This window comes from Parasphingorhabdus sp., from assembly GCF_048267785.1.
In the GTDB taxonomy this organism is placed as follows: domain Bacteria; phylum Pseudomonadota; class Alphaproteobacteria; order Sphingomonadales; family Sphingomonadaceae; genus Parasphingorhabdus.
In genome coordinates this window covers 40,268-58,175 of record NZ_JBLWWU010000013.1, presented here as the reverse complement: position 1 = coordinate 58,175, position 17,908 = coordinate 40,268, and the positions used below count along the sequence as shown (strand labels likewise).

Here is a 17,908-nt window from a genome sequence, read left to right as displayed (position 1 = left end):
AATTGCCTCTTTCCGTTCGCACTGAGCCTGTCGAAGTGCACCTATCGGCGCGCGCTGTCCTTCGACAAGCTCAGGACGAACGGTAGCTCCCCGCCCTCTTCAATCCGCGAACAGCAGCACCGGCGTTTCGAGCAGATGTTTCAGCGCCTGCACATAGCTGGCGGCATCATAGCCGTCGACCACACGGTGATCGCACGAAATCGACAGATTCATCAGCTTCCGCGCATGAATTTCGCCGTCGATGATCATCGGCCGTTCGACAATCTTGTTCGGACCGATGATCGCCACTTCCGGACGGTTGATCACCGGCGTCGTCGCGATACCGCCCAACGGGCCCAGCGATGTCAGCGTCAGGGTGGACCCCGTCAGCTCTTTTGCCGTCGCCGTGCCGTCGCGCGCCGCGCTTGCCAGACGGGCTATTTCAGACGCCAGTTGCCAGACATTCATGTCCTGGGCATTGCGCAGAACCGGCACCATCAGCCCCTGATTGGTCTGGGTCGCCATGCCAAGATGGACGGCGCCATGGCGGGTGACAAAGCCGGCCTCATCATCATAGGTCGCATTCAGCATCGGAAAATCGCGCAGGGCCTTGCAGATCGCCGCGATCATCAGCGGAAGGATCGTCAACTTCGCCCGCTCGCCGCGATTGGCGTTGAGGTCGCCGCGCATATCCTCGATCTCGGTCATGTCAATTTCGTCGACATAGGAGAAATGCGGGATATTTCGTTTCGAATCTGCCATATTCTGCGCGATTTTGCGCCGCATTCCGATAACTTTGATCGTCTCGTCGTCACGTTTCTGCACGGCACCGGACGGACGATAGCCCTGCCCCGCACCATAGTTGAGATAGGCGTCAAGATCGCTGTGCCGGATATGCTCGCCCTGCGCCTTGACCTCGCTCAGGTCGACACCGAGATCGGCGGCCCGCTTGCGAACGGCAGGCGTAGCGAGCGATTTCGGTTGTTCATTCCGGGCGGGCATGGCGTCAAGCCTTGTTGGAGCGGCAGAAGACTCTTCAGACTCTTTCTGAACAACTGGACTTGTTGGAATATCCGAAATACTTCCTTTTTTATCAATGACTTGCTCTGACGGCACGACGTCAATATCGGCCTGAGCGGCCTCATCCGGAACCGCGCTGGATGCTTCCAAATCTTCCAATTTATCGGCGTCAACGTCACCCTCGACCTCGATCTCCACCAGCATCGAACCAATCGCGATAATGTCGCCTTCTTCACCGGCCAGGCCAATGATCTTGCCCGAAACCGGTGCTTCCATCTCGACCGTCGCCTTGTCGGTCATGACGTCGGCAATCTGGTCATCTTCGGCCACGACATCGCCGATCTTGATATGCCATTTGACGATTTCCGCCTCGGCAATACCCTCGCCAATATCCGGCAGGTTGAATATATATTTGCTCATGATTTCAAATCCCTGACAATCTTTTCCAACGCTTCGCCGATCCGGACCGGACCCGGAAAATAGGCCCATTCCAGGCTGTGCGGATAGGGCGTGTCAAATCCGGTCACCCGTTCAATCGGTGCTTCAAGATGATAGAAACAGCGTTCCTGCACAAGCGCGGACAACTCCGCACCGAAGCCGCTGGTCCGGGTTGCTTCGTGCAAGATCAGGCAGCGGCCGGTTTTCTTGACCGACTTTTCGATCGTCTCGATATCGACTGGCACCAGAGTGCGCAGATCGATTACCTCGGCGTTGATGCCATGTTCCTCGACCACCGCCTTGGCGACATGCACCATCGTGCCATAAGTCAGTACCGTCACCGCATCGCCTTCGCGCACGATCTTCGCCTTGCCGAGCGGCACGGTATAATGGCCCTCCGGCACTTCGGACTCGGCAAATTTCGACCAAGGCGAGACCGGATTGTCATAATAGCCGGTGAACGGACCATTGTAGATCCGCTTGGGCTCGAGAAAGAGCACCGGATCATTGTCCTCGATCGAGGCAATCAACAGCCCCTTGGCGTCATACGGCGTTGACGGAATGACCGTTTTCAGGCCCGAAACATGGGTAAACATGGCCTCCGGAGACTGGCTATGCGTCTGCCCGCCAAAAATACCGCCACCAACCGGTGAACGGACGGTCATCGGCGCGGTAAATTCAGCCGCCGAACGGTAGCGCAGCCGCGCCGCTTCCGAGATCAGCTGGTCCATTCCCGGATAGATATAATCCGCGAACTGGATTTCCGGCACCGGGCGCAATCCATAAGCGCACATGCCCACCGCCGCACCGATGATGCCGCATTCGGAGATCGGCGTATCGAAACAGCGGGTCTTGCCGAATTTTTCCTGAAGGCCGGCGGTCGCGCGAAAAACCCCGCCGAAATAGCCGACATCTTCGCCCATGATCACAACATTTTCGTCGCGCTCCATCATCGTTTCGAGGCCGCTGTTGATAGCCTCTATCATATTCATGACGGCCATTTGATTTCCCGTTCCTTGTTGGCCTGTTCGGCTTGTTCCTTGAGATGCCAGGGCATTTCCTCGAACACATCCTGAAACATGGTTTCAAACGGTTGGTGCAGACCATGGCCCAATATGCCGTTCTTGGCCGCTTCGGTCACCGCTTCCTTGACCGCTGCAAGACATTCCGCGTCGAGCTGCTCCTGTTGCTCATCGCTCCACACGCCGCGCTGGATCAGATGCTTGTTCAGCCGGTTGATCGGATCACCGAGCGGCCATTCCTCCCGCTCCTGCGCGCTGCGATAGGCGGTCGGATCATCGGACGTGCTATGGGCTTCGGCGCGATAGGTGAAATGCTCGATCAGGGTTGGCCCCTGATTGGTCCGCGCCCGTTCCGCCGCCCAGCTTGTCGCCGCATAGACCGCTAGCGGATCATTGCCATCAACCCGCAGCGCGGCGATGCCATAGCCGGCACCGCGTGCGGCAAAGGTCGCCCGCTCGGCACCCGCAAAGCCGGAAAAGGAGGATATCGCCCACTGGTTGTTGACCACATTCATGATCACCGGAGCGTTATATACCCCGGCGAAGGTCATCGCCGCGTGGAAATCACCCTCGGCGGTCGATCCCTCGCCGCACCATGCGGCGGCAATCCGGCTGTCGCCCTTGCTGGCGCTAGCCATCGCCCAACCCACTGCTTGCGGATATTGCGTGGTCAGATTGCCCGACACGGTGAAGAAATTCAGCTCGCGCGAGCTATACATGATCGGCAGCTGGCGGCCTTTGAGCTTGTCCGCCTTGTTCGAGAAAATCTGGTTGACCATCTCGATCATCGGATAGCCGCGAACGAACAATATGCCTTGCTGTCGATAGCTCGGAAAGCACATATCGTCTGCATCCAAGGCCATTGCAGCGGCAACCGATGTCGCCTCCTCGCCTGTACATTTCATGTAGAAGCTAGTCTTGCCCTGGCGCTGCTGGCGATGGAGTCGGTCATCAAAGGTGCGCACCTGCACCATCGTGCGGAGCATTTTGAGTAATATTTCGTCATCCAGCTTGGGGTCCCAGGGCCCCACAGCTTTATGGTCATCATCCAGCACGCGGATCATGTCATCGACCATATCCCGCATATCCTTCGGCGCGGTATTAATGTCCGGTCGTGCCTGCGCACCGGCTTGAGGGATGTCGAGATCACTATAGTCTACCACATCACCCGGACGGAATTTGGGTTCGGGAATGTGCAAAGTCAGGGGCGGCAAATTGCTTTTGCGTTTGTCATCAACCATCCAAACTCTCCTGCTGCACCGCAACGTTGCAGCGCAATATTTATTTCAATCGGTTGTTATATTATTTCATCTTCACATAAAGGTCAATGTCTCTGTCCTATGCTGAGGCATAAAAAAAGGGGAGCAATTTAATGCCCCCCTTTCCTGTTATCCTGAAAGATCTCAATATTTAGAAGCGCAGAGCCATGTTCATCATCGCGCGATCATCACGATAGATTTGTTGCCCCAGCCGGCTTTCGACCGCAGCACCAAAGCTCAGATCGCCCTTCCTGAAGCTGAATCCGCCCTTGATCTCTCCATAGGAGGAATCCTGCAAACCGATCGGCAATAGCAGTGATACATTTTCGGCATCGAGGAAGCGAACCCGGAAGTTCGTGTCATTCCCGGAAATCCGGTTCACATAGTCAAGCTTCATTGCGGGCTGGAACGACCATCCCGATGCAAAGCTCAATTTGGTGCTGCCCGATATTTTCAAGCCGACCTTGGCCTCCAGACCCGAACGGCTGATCTCATCCACCGCCAGCGCCAGACTACCGGCGCTGTCGCGGAAACCCGCAACATTATAGGATGAATAACCAATGCTCGCCCGGGGCGTCAGCATCAAACCATCGACATCAATATTATAGCCGGCTTCGACCTCGCTCGCAAACGCCAGAGAATCGGTATTCAGGTTGCTGGATGAAAGCCCCGCCGTGATCCGGCTGTTGGAGTCGATCTGCGAATAAGACATGGAGGCCTGACCACCGATGTAGAAATTTCCACCCAGGCGATAATTGCCGTAAACCGACGCCTGGTTCGTTTCCACATTGGCCACACTGCCGCCAACCTCCTGCACGCCATTGGCGTAACCGAAGGCGGTCCCGAAAGTTGAGCGATCATCAAGACCAAATTCCAGACCCATTGCGATATGCCAGCTACCCTGTTCTACCCCGCTATTATTGCCCGAGAATGCCAGCGATGACTGCTGAAATCCGGCAGACATGAAACCGCTCATATTTTCGGGCAGTGCCACGGCGTCCCAACTGGAAGACTGATAATTTTTGGCAAAACTGATTTGCGAAGCGGTGCTGCCGATCATCTGACGGCGGCTATCGAAAACCTCAGGCGCACCCACAATCTGGATTTTGCCCGCAACGCCCTGCTCGGAACCGAGCAATGACAGGCGATCCGAAACCAAAGTCCGCATCGTCGAGCTTTGCCTTTCATCCAAAGTGGTTGTCCGGCCGGCTTGCGAGGCGGACAGGCTCTGGAAGGTCGCATTCAATTCAGGAGCTTCCATAACATCGATCAAACCGTAGACATTGGCGAGATCGGTATAGGAGTGACCGCGCACACTGTCCAAAGCATTGCCGAACGCCAGTGAGAACGGGTTGGTAATACCGCTGCTCCGGAAGAAATCCGAGAAACGGATAACCCGCATCCTCGCGATAACATTATTCGAACCGTAGCTCAGCTCCGGATAGAGAACACCGATCCTGCCCACCACATTGTCAAAGGTATTTTCGACGCCACCTTCCGCCGTGATGATCTCGAAAGTCTGACCATAGCGGGCACTCCTGCGACCAAATGCATTGATCACCGCCGCTGTACCGCCCAAGGAAATGATCCCGGGATTGTCGGCATCACCGACCACCGCCAACTGATCATTACCGTATCGATTAACATCAAAAAGGGACAATGTTCCGGAAGCCAGGATGACGTCACCCGCGATCGTCAATGTCCCGGTATCCCCGAAACCACTGCCAGGAGCAATAGAACCGTTGACCGAAGTCAGGAATGTCGGATCAAAAAAGCCATTACCGGTCAGCAGCCCTGTCCCAAAGAAAGCTTCGCCGGTTGTGAGGCTACCGTCAAGGTCCAGCCACCCGCCAGTCTGGGTATAATCACCCCAGACTTTCAGATTTCCGCCGCTGCGGATATCAAGCCGTGCTGCGCCCTGAAGGTTCAACCGGTCAATGGTGACATCATCACGCAATCTGGTGGTTCCGTGGGCCGCGAGCGTTACTTCATAATAGCGTGCGCGAATATCGGCCGACGGATCAGCAACGACGTTATCGGGGACGAAGTGCCGGCTACCTGGCCCACCTTCGATGAAGACGCTATTCGGCGTTCCTTCATCAAATTCCGCACTTATGGTCGACAGATCGAGGCAGTCGTCCAGGAAGCAGATATTGCCAAATTTCGGTGTGTCGCCGGTCACGCCCGGTGCCTCAAATCCCGGGAGTGCGTTGACGAGTTCACCATCAACCTCAATGCCGTAATTGGGATCCATATCCTGTACCCAATGATGCGGGTTTAACCAGTCGCGACTGCCCGGACGGCTGGACGCGTAAACATAGCTGTTATTTGCCACGATCTGGTCCCAGAACAGATAGAGGGGCTGATAGAAGCTTTGCGTTCCATAGGATGAGAATGGCTGGAACGTCAGCGGGTCGTTCGGATCATTGCCGAAAAACCTCGAACCGCCAGACAATACCGCTGTGATCACCGGCGTGTCGAAAAGCTCATCGGCGACCAATGCGCTACCGGAATCACCGCCTGCAGTGGTGCCTTCTCGCGGCAATGCAGCCCCGTCATAGAGGTCAAAATCGAACATGCCATTTGTGTCATCAAAGGCATCCTGACCGGCCGGGCTATCAAAATCTGTATTATACAGCGTCTGCGGCAATCCGTAATCATCCGGGCCGAAGAGGAAATTATTTCTGTCATTCAGCGAGCTTGCGGACGAAATCATATTCTCTGCAATACGCCGACGGAAATCAATACCGAGATTGGCCCCGTTGGACCCTAGCCCCCTCGCTCCGTACCCGTTGATGATGCCATGTGTTTCAGCCGTTAATGGTGAGAACAACATAGTCCAGGTTGGAACGCCATCGGCATGGGTATCAAGCGTTGCCAGCGCGACATCCGCCTCAAGAAAACCGGTCGCAAGAGAACGTTCATCATACCAGACTTGCTCGACATTATAGATGTTGAAATCTACGTCGGTCTGGTTTGCGATACCGCCATCAAGTCCTACCCATCGGCGAACTGCCGGGAGATTGTCCGCGCTGAATCCGAAGGCAATCGCCGTTCCTCCTGTCGCGAAACCATATGAGTCGGCAGCTTGATCGTTGACGCAGTGAGCCGCAAAGATAACGGTCCGGGGATTGATCAGCGTACCGGTACAAAGACCGAGCGAGGTCGTGTTCTGATCAGGCCTTACGGTCATCTGTCCAACACCGGTGACATCCACGATATTGTCAAGAACACCGACCGGAGGAGGATCATTCAAAGTCAGATCATCGCGAATGACAATAGCTGGAGCATCTTCAACCATGGTGGGCCCGGTTTGTGCATGGGCCGCTGCCGACAAACTTGCTAAGCAGGTTGCTGAAGATACCGTGACCAATAGTGAACGATTGATGGAACGAAGTGACATTCTATGCTCTCCCCTAAGAGTTGGCTGGACTACTCCTTCACTACTCAAAAACGGAACACACGACTCGCGTAGAGACACTTTAGTATCATATTTTACTAGAAGTATATATTGCTACCCGGAAATAAAATCCCAAGACTAGATTGTGCCGCGACTGAAACACGCAGTCGTGACGCAGATTCGAGAGTGGAACCTTAAACAGCAACCGGCGCAGCGATATGGGATTGCGGAGCGTAATCCTCCACGGCGAAATCGCCGATTTGATAATCAAAAATAGAATCCGGCTTGCGCTGAATTTTCAGCTTGGGAGCGCCCGAAGGCGTCCGCCTAATCTGCTCTTCGACAAGATCGGCGTGATTGAGGTAGAGATGCACATCGCCGCCATTCCAGACGAGTTCCCCCGGTTCAAGGTCACACTGCTGGGCAATCATCCGGATCAACAGCGCGGCCGAGAACACATTGAACGCAAAACCGAGACCAAGGTCGCAACTGCGTTGATAGAGCAGCCCCGACAGTTTCCCGCCGGAGACGTAAAACTGATAGGTCTTGTGACAGGGCGGCAATGCCATCTGGTCCAGTTCGGCAACATTCCAGCCGGTAAAAATATGGCGCCGCGAACCGGGGTTGTTCCTGATCCCGTCGATCAATAATTCAATCTGGTTGATGCCCCGTTTTTCCCGGCGATAGAGCCCCTCGCCTGCCGGTGTGTAACGCGGCCAGTCGACCCATTGCTTGCCATAGACCGGGCCAAGATCGCCCCATTTCGCAGCGAAAACATCATCTTCGATGATCCGCTGTTCAAACCCATCCCGATCCAGTTGTTCGCCGGTTTCCTTGCGATATTTGTCGAGCGGCCAGTCAGTCCAGATATGGACATTCTGCTTCACCAATGCGCGAATATTGGTATCACCGGTGAGAAACCAGAGCATCTCGCGGGCCGCCGTTTTCCAGAACACACGCTTGGTCGTCAGCAGCGGGATCGCATCATCCCCGAGGTCAAAACGCATCGTCGCGCCAAAAATGGCGCGCGTACCCACTCCGGTACGATCAATACGCTCATCTCCCTCCGCCCAGATCTGGCGCATCAGATCGAGATATTGCTGTTCATAATGTTGTCCGGGAATCAAACCATCATTCTCCAACCAAATGTTCTGCAAACGCTAGACCGCTCTGGTCATATCCTCAACCGAATCCGGCTAACTCAAAACCCCGATGGCATTGCATAAGTTATTTTGGCGATGGCTTGAACCACTAATCAGACTGGCATATAATATGCCCATCGCATCCCTCACATTGAAACAAGTGAACGGATCGGGAAGTAGCTCAGCCTGGTAGAGTACTGCGTTCGGGACGCAGGGGCCGGAGGTTCGAATCCTCTCTTCCCGACCAGTGATTAGTAAGCGTGAAATGCAATATCATGGGGCATTTCCGCCAAATTACGCCATCAGGGAATAATTTGTCTCTCCGGGACCGCGGCACATTTGCTTGGCTATTTTTGTTTCCTCGCCATCGATGATGGCGATATCGGTGATGCTGAGACATCTCCGTCCATCCGGTTCAGACGTCAGCGCAGTGATGGTAGAAGAACCCGAAACATCGGCACGGGTCGGGCTCTGCCATGTCGCGACCGCGCCCACCTCTTCCTTCTCGACGATTGCCATCGTGGCTTCGGCTGCCTTTTCCTGTTCCTCCTGGTCAAGCTGGCAGGCGATCTCTGCGCCAATGACAGCGCCCACTCCACCAGCGATCAATGTTCCCACATTGCCCAGTCCAGCTGCATCCCCGATAACGCCGCCCAGCAAACCGCCAATCAGCCCACCTCCGGATTTCGCCCCCTTGCATTTTTGGGGACCGGATTTCCTTTTCTTCTTCCTGTCTTTTTTGCTGGTCTTTTTCCGGTTCTCCACAGGATCGTCTACGCTGGCGATTTGCCCGGAACCTTCCTGCAAGCCGGCGGATCGATCCATTCGTAGCTTCGGTTGTGCGAGCGCCAGCTCTACGTCAAACTCGGGTACCGGATAGCCGTCACATCCGGTGTTGAAACAATAGCGGTCCTGCAGATATTCGCGATCCGTCTGATATCGCGCTTCGGCCGTCCGATAGGCAGCCAGATTGACTCCTGCGGGATCCGAAGCCGCGTGTTCCTTCATCATCATCTCGTAAAAGCGTTTCTGGCTTTTGGGTGAATATTGCTCATTACCGCCGACTTTTTCGATATAAAGTTGGGAGATAGCATTTTGATGTTCGATCATCCGCTCGCGAAACGGCGTCAATATTTCCCTATAATAGCTATCCAGCTTGATCGTGCACTGGTTAATGTCTTCGGCTTTGTCGAATGGCATGACGAAAACCTGATAGTTTTCCCGGCAATCCGGATAGCCTTCCGCGGGTAATTGCGGTGTTGGCGGCAGCGCCGGCAAGGCCGGTTCGATCTTCGCTGGCGGCACATAAGCCAGATCAGCCTCGGACCTCAAACCGGCATCCGCGGGGGTCGTAGACCGTTCTGGCTCACTGGGCGGCAGAGAAACCGGGATGACTGCGCGAGTCTCTGGCGTCGGGGCTGCCGGACCGGCACCCGGAAGCGGCGAACCAGCGGGACTTGTTTCCGCCGTTGACGCCTGCACAAGATAGACGGGTGTACCGGTGATTTTGGCGCTCATAAAGGGACGCTGGTTGCCACCAGTTGCCGCCAGCACATCGTCACGCACGATCCCGGCCAGCATCTGTATCGGAAGATCGGGTTGCGGCAGACGCTTCGCCAGAGATACCGCGAAGGGAGAATTGAATCCGCTGCCATCAATAGCTGTTTTGCCGGATGCCGCCGCATAAATGACGAGCACGCCATCGGCGCCATATTCCGCCAAGCCCTGCGTGACAGTCTTCGCGCCCTCAACCCAAGCATTGCCGAATGAATTGTCGCGACACGCATCCAGCACAATCATTCTGATCCGTGCGCCCGAAACGGCTTCCGTCATCTGATCGAGATTTATCGCTTCGTCAGCAAGGCCCGCAACGGTGTTGAGCTTCGCGTCGATTGGAATGAGCCAATTGTCCCCCTGCCCCTCGATGCCATGACCGGCATAATAGATCATCGCAATATCTGCACCATCGGCTTTTTCCCGAAATGTGCGAAGCTCTCGCTGAAAGCTGTTTACCGTCAAATCCAGTGCTACGGTAACATCATCAAAGCCTGCTTTGCGCGCAGAATCGGCGACAATATTGGCATCATTCACAGGATTGGACAGCGAACCGGTGTTGACATATGCCGAATTGCCAATAACCAGCGCAACGCGTTTGGCTTCGACCACCTCAGGTGAAAGTGACGCAATAAAAATGATTATCAAAAAACCCAGTCGGATCATTGAATATTCCCCCAATGGACTTACCGCAACGGTCAAGCAGATAATCGCCGATCACGTCCTGATGACAGCTACTGTGAAGACTGCGCCCTCTCTCCACAAATAGCTCGCGTACTTTAACCGAAAGTCGAAAAAAAAGGCAACATCAGTGGCGAGAATTGTAATCATTCCCATTATGCCAACCCGCGATTGCGCCATCAGAACGATGGGCCTGAAGAATTTATGTACAACAAAACTACAACCTGTAACTTTGTATTCAAGATTGGAAAATAATCCCTCAAGCAGCAGCCGTTTTGCCTTATTTCAAAGAAATCCTGTCAACCCACTGAAATCTAACATTATAAATTCATAATTGGGTGTTAACCTTATCTTGAACATAAGCCTGTAGTGCTATCAACATGAACACGCGCGTTTTAATAGTCGATGATCGGCCCACCAACCTGAGAATTTATGCTCAATTCGTAACGTTGATGGGGGAAAAATACTCCGCCATCACCTATACCGATCCTGTTGAGGCATTGCATTGGCTCGATGATAATCAGGCCGATTTGATGGTGGTCGACTATCGCATGCCCCAGATGAACGGTGCGGAATTTATTCGCAAAGTCCGTATGATGCCCGGTGCCAGCGAGATTCCAGCCATTGTTATCACTGCCCATCAGGACCGCGAATGTCGGCTGGCCGCGCTCGATGCGGGCGCAACTGATTTTCTGCAAAGCCCGGTTTCGCATGTCGAATTCTGTAGCCGCGCATTGTCCCTGCTAACGAAAAGCAAGAAGACAGTTACACTGCGCAGGCGTGCGTCTGAAATTGAGCGGAAACATGCCGCCGTCAGTGAAACCTTAACCAAAGACGGTCCCTCAGGCAAAAGCATGCTTGAGCAGATTATCGACACCATCCCGATCATGATCAACGCAACAGATCGTTCGGGAAACTGCCTGTTTACCAACGCCTATCAATCCGCCTTGTTCGATAAAGATCCGGATGAGATGGTGGGCGCAGATTTTGCGGCATTCCTGGAACCAGCTTTGGCCGCCAATTCCCGCCGCAGGAATGAACTTGTCCTGAAATCCGGTCTTGCCATTCCCCATTATGAAGAAAAAATCACCAGCGACGGTGTCGATCTGATTTTTCATTGCAACAAATCGCCCCTCCTCAACCATAAAGGAGAAGCGATTGGTGTTCTTACAACGGCGGTTGACATAACGGCCCGGAAATTTGCCGAGGAGCATAGAACCCACCTGGCATTGCATGACATGTTGACCGGGCTTCCCAATCGGGTGCTTCTTGCCGAGAATGTCAAATCAACCATCGACCATTGCAAGAAAACCGGCAGCGAGGCGGCTCTATTGCTCCTTGATCTGGACCGGTTCAAGATCATCAACGATACCCGTGGCCATCATAGTGGTGACGCGCTGTTGCGAGAAGTCGCGGAACGCATTTCGAAGGTCATCGGTCCTGACGATTTTGCTGCGCGCATCGGCGGCGACGAGTTTGCGATCATCTTGAACAAGTTCGAAAGTATTGATTCGCTCAACTTGCGCTGCATCAAAATTCTGAACTCCATCAACGAACCATATGCGATCAGCGGCGTCGGTCAGGTTATCAGCGCATCCATCGGTGTAAGCCTGATCCCCGGTGATGGCGATGAATATGAAGAAGTTCTGCGCATGGCGGATCTTGCGATGTATGACGCCAAGGCTAATGGCCGCAATTGCCATCGCTTCTTCTCCGAAGATATGAACGAAATAGCGCAAGCCGATGCCGCACTCGAAAATGAATTGCGCGACGCGCTCGCCAAAGACCAGTTTTCATTGGAATATCAACCAATTGTCGACGCAACTACGCTCGAATATGTTGGGTTGGAAGCATTGATCAGATGGGATCATCCTGTCCGCGGCCGGTTGTTGCCCATCCAGTTCATCCGGGTTGCCGATGACAGTGGACTTATGGATCTGATGGGCAACTGGGTAATCGGCGAAGTATGTCGCGAAATAAAGGCTCATGCTGATCGGGGCATTGATCTGCCCCGCGTCGCCATCAACGTTTCACCCCGCCAATTTCAAAATCAGAATCTTTGCGAAGAATTGCTGGCAAGCATCGCAGCCAACGACATCGAGCCTTCCAAAATCACCATCGAGATTACCGAAGAGCTGTTGATCGATAATAACGAGGAAGTCCGGGAAACACTTCAGCGTATACGCAGCCATGGTGTGGGAATATCGATTGATGATTTTGGGACGGGCTATTCTTCGCTGCAATATCTGCGAGATCTGCCAGCCAATTGCCTCAAAATTGATCGCACATTCATATCGCGCATTGAACACAGCGCGGCCGATCGTGCGATTATCGGAACCATTGCCCATCTGGCCCATGCTCTCGATATGCGTGTGGTCGCAGAAGGCGTGGAAAATGATGCGCAGCTGGATTTGCTGCGGATTTCGGGCTGCGATGAAATCCAGGGATTTCAGATTGCACGGCCGCAACGGGCGGAAGATCTCCACAAATTATTTGATGGGCAAAAACCACCTGTAGCTGGTCGATTGGCCGAAGGCTAACCGTCGTGTTTTCCCGACCGTCGCGCGGAGCACCCAAAGCGCATCATCGACACCTGGATTCGCACCATGGCATGGACGGCCAAGCGCGCGATCGGGAACATGAAATGATCAAAAACCGGATCATTCTGATTGTTCTCGCATGGTCCGCTTGCGCTATCTTGAGCGCGCCCACCGGCTTGATCATTGGTTTCGGAATCTATTTCGTTGTCAGTATCGCGATCGCAATCGCCTATCACGTTCATCGGAAGCCTTCGAGTTTGCGGCGGTTCATTGGCCTCTGCACAGATTTTGGTGCAGCAACATTCCTGTTCCAGATCGGCGGGGAGAGTGTTGCCGCTGTTTATCCGCTAATGCTCTGGGTCATTCTCGGCAATGGCTTTCGTTTTGGCGTGCCTTGGCTCTTTCTCGCCTCGGTAATGGCCGCCCTCGCATTCGGATGGACCATCTATACTGTCGATTTTTGGCGCAACAGCCTCTCTTTATCAATCGGCCTTCTGGTCGGGCTGTTGGTTATACCCGCCTATTGCTCGACACTGATCACCAAAATCTCCCAAGCCAAGGAAGAAGCCGAAGAGGCGAGTAAAGCCAAGAGCCTGTTCCTCGCGAGTGTCAGTCATGAATTGCGGACGCCGCTAAATGCAATCATTGGCTATGGCACGCATCTGCTGGATATGAAGCTACCGGAAAAACAGCATCAAATGGTCGCAACCAGCGTATCCGCCGGCCGTCATTTACTGCATCTGATCAACCAGTTGCTGAACTTCGCCCAGACGGATTCACGTGATGAACTACCTGAACCAAAGCAATTTTCTCTTGTCGACGTTCTTTCCGAAGTTCGCGAAATCATGCAGATTGCGGCCGACGAAAAAAATCTCAAAATTGTCCTTCAGGCTGAACCAAACAGCGACCAGCTCATCTCTGGTCAACTCGATTATATCCGCAACATTCTCATCAACCTGACCAGCAACGCGGTCAAATTTACCAGCTCGGGATCGATCACCTTGAAATGTGGCTTCGCTCCGGGCAACGAACATGATCAGATGTGGCTGTCGGTGAGCGACACCGGTCCAGGTATTCCCAAGGAAGCGCATCAGAAAATTTTCGATGTTTTCCATCAGGCCAATGATACGATTGCGAGCGAGTTCGGGGGAACCGGGCTGGGCTTGGCAATTTGCAATAAGCTGGCCACGCAAATGGGGGGGCATATTTCAGTCGACAGTGAAGTCGGCGTCGGTAGCACGTTCACCTTGTGCTTTCCGACCGAAACCGTGCACGCCAACGTTCATGACTCTGACGACGACAGCGTAAGAATTCTGTCCCTGACCCGGAACGAACATGCGCCGGTCATCTGCAACACCGATAACCAGCAGTTGGTCATCGACCATATTCAATGCGAAGAATCTGATGATATCGCAAAAATTATCGAACGATCCGATACACAGCTGTACGATATTGCCCTGCTGGATAATGCCATCGCAAGCGAACATGGTGACGACTCGCCATTATGGTCTGCGTTCCGGAGAGCCAAGCTTCCTCCAGTTCTGTTCACCGATGGCAAAGAGAAAAACCTGACGGATATCCAACTAAGAGCCGCATTTGCGACTCTCCTTCCCGCGAATTCCGATTTTGGTGCCATTCGTAGCGCAGTCCAGATTGGCTGTTCTTTCGCTGAATCAGGAACGAAGCATCAGATCGAAACCAACGACGATTTCCAGCCAGACGACCATAGCTCGGTGCGGGTGCTGATCGCCGACGACAACCGCACCAACCAGATGGTGCTGGAAACTATCCTGGCCAACGCCGGCCATGAAGTAACCGTAGTTGTAGATGGTGAAAAGGCGCTTGAAGAGCTCGACAACGGTTCGTTTGACATTGTCTTTCTGGACGTCAACATGCCGGTCATGGGAGGCATCGAATGCTGCAGATTGTGGCGCCAGATAGAAGGGCCGCGACAACATATTCCGATTATCGGTCTAACGGCGGATTCAACTGAAGAGACAGAAAAGAAATGCCTCGACGCGGGCATGGATCTGCGAATGACAAAACCGATTGAGGCAAAGGAATTGATCGCAGTCATCACTTCACAAACAGCCCATATCACCGATCAGCCACCAAATAGTGCTGCCTCTGACCCGCTTGGCGTGGTCAGCAATCTCGACGAGAACAAGGGCCGCCCCGTAACGCCGGCCATTGATCCGGCGCAACTGGACTATCTCCTTTCGATTGGAGATGAAGCTTTTGTTCAATCGATTATCGATGCCTATCTGCAGGATGCCGACGACATCATGACCGCATTCAGGAAAGCTATCGACGATCAATCGGTCGACGATTTTCGCTTTCATGCCCATGCATTTAAAAGCGGAGCGGCAAATATCGGCGCAAACATCCTCGTGGAAACATGTTCAAAACTTGAGGTCATTGGCGAACGGGATTTCAAAAATCGACGCTTTGAATATCTGGAAAAAGTCGAATGCCAGATTGCCGATATTCGATCCTGCCTGGAACGCAGTTCTTCAAATGGTCAGCAAACTATGGTCGTAGAAACTACGCCCGCTAGTCCGATTGATCGTCAAACCGCTCGCAATGATCGCTGAATCCTACGGTCCTGCGCCGTTGCCAGTCTCTCCATCTTTCGAACATCTGCTTCTTCCAGATAGAGCGCAGTTTCGGCCCATATATCTGTAATCTCGAGCAGTTCTTCAAGACTGACCGGATTTGCGATTTTCCGGGCGCGATAGACAGCACGCTCTGCATGATAGCGTCGGCGGTTTTCCTGCGTATATGCGATGATAGCCGCTTCGCCCATGCCATCTTCAGCCAATACGTCTACAACACCCATGTCATATAATTCCGCAGCAGTGTGCAATTTGCCCTCGAGGATGAAGCGCTCGGTATCTTTGCGGCCCAGGCGCTGACGCAAAAAGCTGTAAGCGCCCATACCGGGGAAGAGATTGAATAATATCTCCGGCAACCCCAGTCGTGCGCTTTTCTCGGCAACCAATATGTCAAACGCCAGCGCGTGCTCGAAACCGCCCCCCAGCGCATCCCCCTGCACGAGAGCCATGGTGATGATAGGCGCACCAAAACCGGTACTATTCTCATACTGCATATGCACACAGGTACGGGCGTATTTTTTCAATGCACCCAGGTCACGGCGCCGGATACAATCCGCAAAATGTTTCAAATCACCGCCAAGATTGTAGATACCGGGTGTGCGCGAACCACAGACAAAATAGCGCAATGGATCTGACCTTTGCGGTCCGTCCATCGCATAGTTGGAGTGAATCCAGTCTTGAACCTGCTGGATTTCCTCTCCCAATTCATAGGTATAGCTCGGTCGTGATTTCTGGTTCATGTAACACCAGAATATCTCATCGGAACGATCAAAACGCAGTTCGATTTCTTTGAACTGTTTGTGGAAAATATCTTGATCGGGAATGGCTGCCGACTGGATTAGCAAATCCTTCGCCTCAATCAGCAGATTGTCTTTCGCATCATTGGCCGCTCGACTGCGAAACTCCATATTAAACTCCCTGAATGGCAAAGGTGCTTGACGATACTCAGCCTAACAATATCCTCCGCCTATGGTATTGAATTTTATGTTATGCCCCATTTCAACGCAAGTAAAACCGAGAAGATTGCCTAACATGCTTAATTGACTCGGAAATTTTCTTATCTTTGAGTCATTTGAGCGGAATTACTTGGTTTAAAATCTTCAATATAATCCAGGAATGATACAGTTTTTTCATATCGCAACCGTCATCAGGGGCGGCTTGAGGCATCTCGACCCTTCTGAAAACGGATTGTTTTCAACCCGCGTCTGACTCGGCCCCGGCGGATTGGTTCACCAATCCGCGAAATGCGCGCGCAGCAGAGCGTTTGCCTTTGGTTACTTCGAACACGTCCTCCGCAATAGGCATCGCGACGCCGTATTTCTTGGCCAGAGCGATCACCGTCGGAGCGCTTTTGACGCCCTCGGCCACCATCAGCATTTCACCGATGATTTCGTCGATATGACGTCCCTTGCCAAGCTCGACACCAACATGACGATTGCGGCTCAACGGACTGATGCAGGTCGCGATCATATCACCCATGCCGGTAAGCCCTGAGAATGTTTCCGGCCTGCCACCCATGGCGACGCCCAGACGCGTGATTTCAGCAAGCCCCCTGGTAATCAACGCCGAGCGGGTATTATCGCCGGCACCCAGACCGTCCCCCATGCCGACGGCGATTGCTATGATATTCTTGAGCACCCCACCCAATTCGCAACCGAGCAGGTCGGTATTGGTATAAACCCGAAACAGGCCTGAGTGAAAAAGCTGCTGCAACTGTTTGACGATGATCTCGTCTTCCATCGAAATCACGCTGGCGGCCGCCTGGCCAGCCATAATTTCCCGTGCCAGATTGGGACCAGTCAGAACACCGACAGGATGACCGGGAAGAACCTCTTCAATTACCTCGGTCATCCGTTTGCCGCTTGCCAGTTCCAGCCCCTTGGTCAGACTGATAACAGGAACCCATGGCCGGAGATATTGCTTGGCTTCCTCCAGCACGCTGCGAAAATTGCTGGACGGTATGCCCATCACGAGCACATCGGCCCCGGAAACAGCATCGCCAATTTCGGATGTCGCGGTCAGGGCTTTCGGCAGTTTGGCGTCTGGCAAATATTTGCTGTTGCGATGATTGTCGTTGATATCGCTGACGGTTTCAGGGTTCCGAGCCCATAGTTTGATCGGCGCATTCCGCGACACCAAAGAGGCAACTGTGGTTCCCCATGATCCGCCACCCAATAGTCCGACTCTCAACTCCATATAGACCCCTTTGTCGATGACTCCTCTACCGGAAGCCCACCTGCGCTAAACTGAAGAGATTT

At 53.4% G+C, this 17,908-nt stretch carries 10 protein-coding genes and 1 tRNA gene; 3 read left to right on the top strand and 8 right to left on the bottom strand.

Annotated features, from left to right (window positions below; genetic code table 11):
• Nucleotides 1–99: 99 nt before the first annotated feature.
• The 5 genes from ACN0VD_RS11660 to thyA form a co-directional block, all read right to left on the bottom strand.
• Nucleotides 100–1,419 (bottom strand): dihydrolipoamide acetyltransferase family protein, encoded by a 1,320-nt coding sequence (locus tag ACN0VD_RS11660; protein ID WP_417594407.1) that lies wholly within the window; start codon nucleotides 1,417–1,419, stop codon nucleotides 100–102.
• On the bottom strand, nucleotides 1,416–2,438 hold the full coding sequence (locus tag ACN0VD_RS11655) for an alpha-ketoacid dehydrogenase subunit beta (protein WP_417594405.1): 1,023 nt from the start codon (nucleotides 2,436–2,438) through the stop codon (nucleotides 1,416–1,418). Before ACN0VD_RS11655 ends, ACN0VD_RS11660 begins: the two co-directional genes overlap by 4 nt.
• Nucleotides 2,426–3,700 carry a 3-methyl-2-oxobutanoate dehydrogenase (2-methylpropanoyl-transferring) subunit alpha gene (locus ACN0VD_RS11650; protein ID WP_417594403.1) on the bottom strand — a complete coding sequence of 425 codons (1,275 nt, stop codon included), beginning with the start codon at nucleotides 3,698–3,700 and terminating at the stop codon, nucleotides 2,426–2,428. Before ACN0VD_RS11650 ends, ACN0VD_RS11655 begins: the two co-directional genes overlap by 13 nt.
• A gap of 169 nt (nucleotides 3,701–3,869) precedes the next feature.
• The gene (locus ACN0VD_RS11645) at nucleotides 3,870–7,019 is read right to left on the bottom strand and encodes an autotransporter domain-containing protein (RefSeq protein WP_417594401.1); all 3,150 of its coding nucleotides are present in this window, start codon (nucleotides 7,017–7,019) and stop codon (nucleotides 3,870–3,872) included.
• A 293-nt stretch (nucleotides 7,020–7,312) separates the two neighbouring features.
• Entirely contained in the window at nucleotides 7,313–8,245 is a 933-nt protein-coding gene (gene thyA / locus ACN0VD_RS11640; RefSeq protein ID WP_417594399.1) for a thymidylate synthase, read from the bottom strand.
• A gap of 185 nt (nucleotides 8,246–8,430) precedes the next feature.
• Here thyA and ACN0VD_RS11635 point away from each other — a divergent pair.
• Nucleotides 8,431–8,507 (top strand) — tRNA-Pro (locus ACN0VD_RS11635).
• Nucleotides 8,508–8,554: 47 nt separating this feature from the next.
• Here ACN0VD_RS11635 and ACN0VD_RS11630 read toward each other — a convergent pair.
• The gene (locus ACN0VD_RS11630; RefSeq protein ID WP_417594397.1) at nucleotides 8,555–10,480 is read right to left on the bottom strand and encodes a caspase family protein; all 1,926 of its coding nucleotides are present in this window, start codon (nucleotides 10,478–10,480) and stop codon (nucleotides 8,555–8,557) included.
• Between the two features lie 395 nt (nucleotides 10,481–10,875).
• Here ACN0VD_RS11630 and ACN0VD_RS11625 point away from each other — a divergent pair, with 395 nt between their 5' ends.
• On the top strand, nucleotides 10,876–13,035 hold the full coding sequence (locus ACN0VD_RS11625) for a putative bifunctional diguanylate cyclase/phosphodiesterase (protein WP_417594395.1): 2,160 nt from the start codon (nucleotides 10,876–10,878) through the stop codon (nucleotides 13,033–13,035).
• Nucleotides 13,036–13,139: 104 nt separating this feature from the next.
• A complete protein-coding gene (locus tag ACN0VD_RS11620; RefSeq protein ID WP_417594393.1) occupies nucleotides 13,140–15,629 on the top strand; it encodes an ATP-binding protein in 2,490 nt (829 codons plus the stop codon).
• Here ACN0VD_RS11620 and ACN0VD_RS11615 read toward each other — a convergent pair.
• A complete protein-coding gene (locus tag ACN0VD_RS11615; protein WP_417594391.1) occupies nucleotides 15,605–16,558 on the bottom strand; it encodes a crotonase/enoyl-CoA hydratase family protein in 954 nt (317 codons plus the stop codon). The genes ACN0VD_RS11620 and ACN0VD_RS11615 overlap by 25 nt on opposite strands.
• A 286-nt stretch (nucleotides 16,559–16,844) precedes the next feature.
• On the bottom strand, nucleotides 16,845–17,846 hold the full coding sequence (locus ACN0VD_RS11610; RefSeq protein WP_417594389.1) for an NAD(P)H-dependent glycerol-3-phosphate dehydrogenase: 1,002 nt from the start codon (nucleotides 17,844–17,846) through the stop codon (nucleotides 16,845–16,847).
• Nucleotides 17,847–17,908 lie beyond the last annotated feature (62 nt).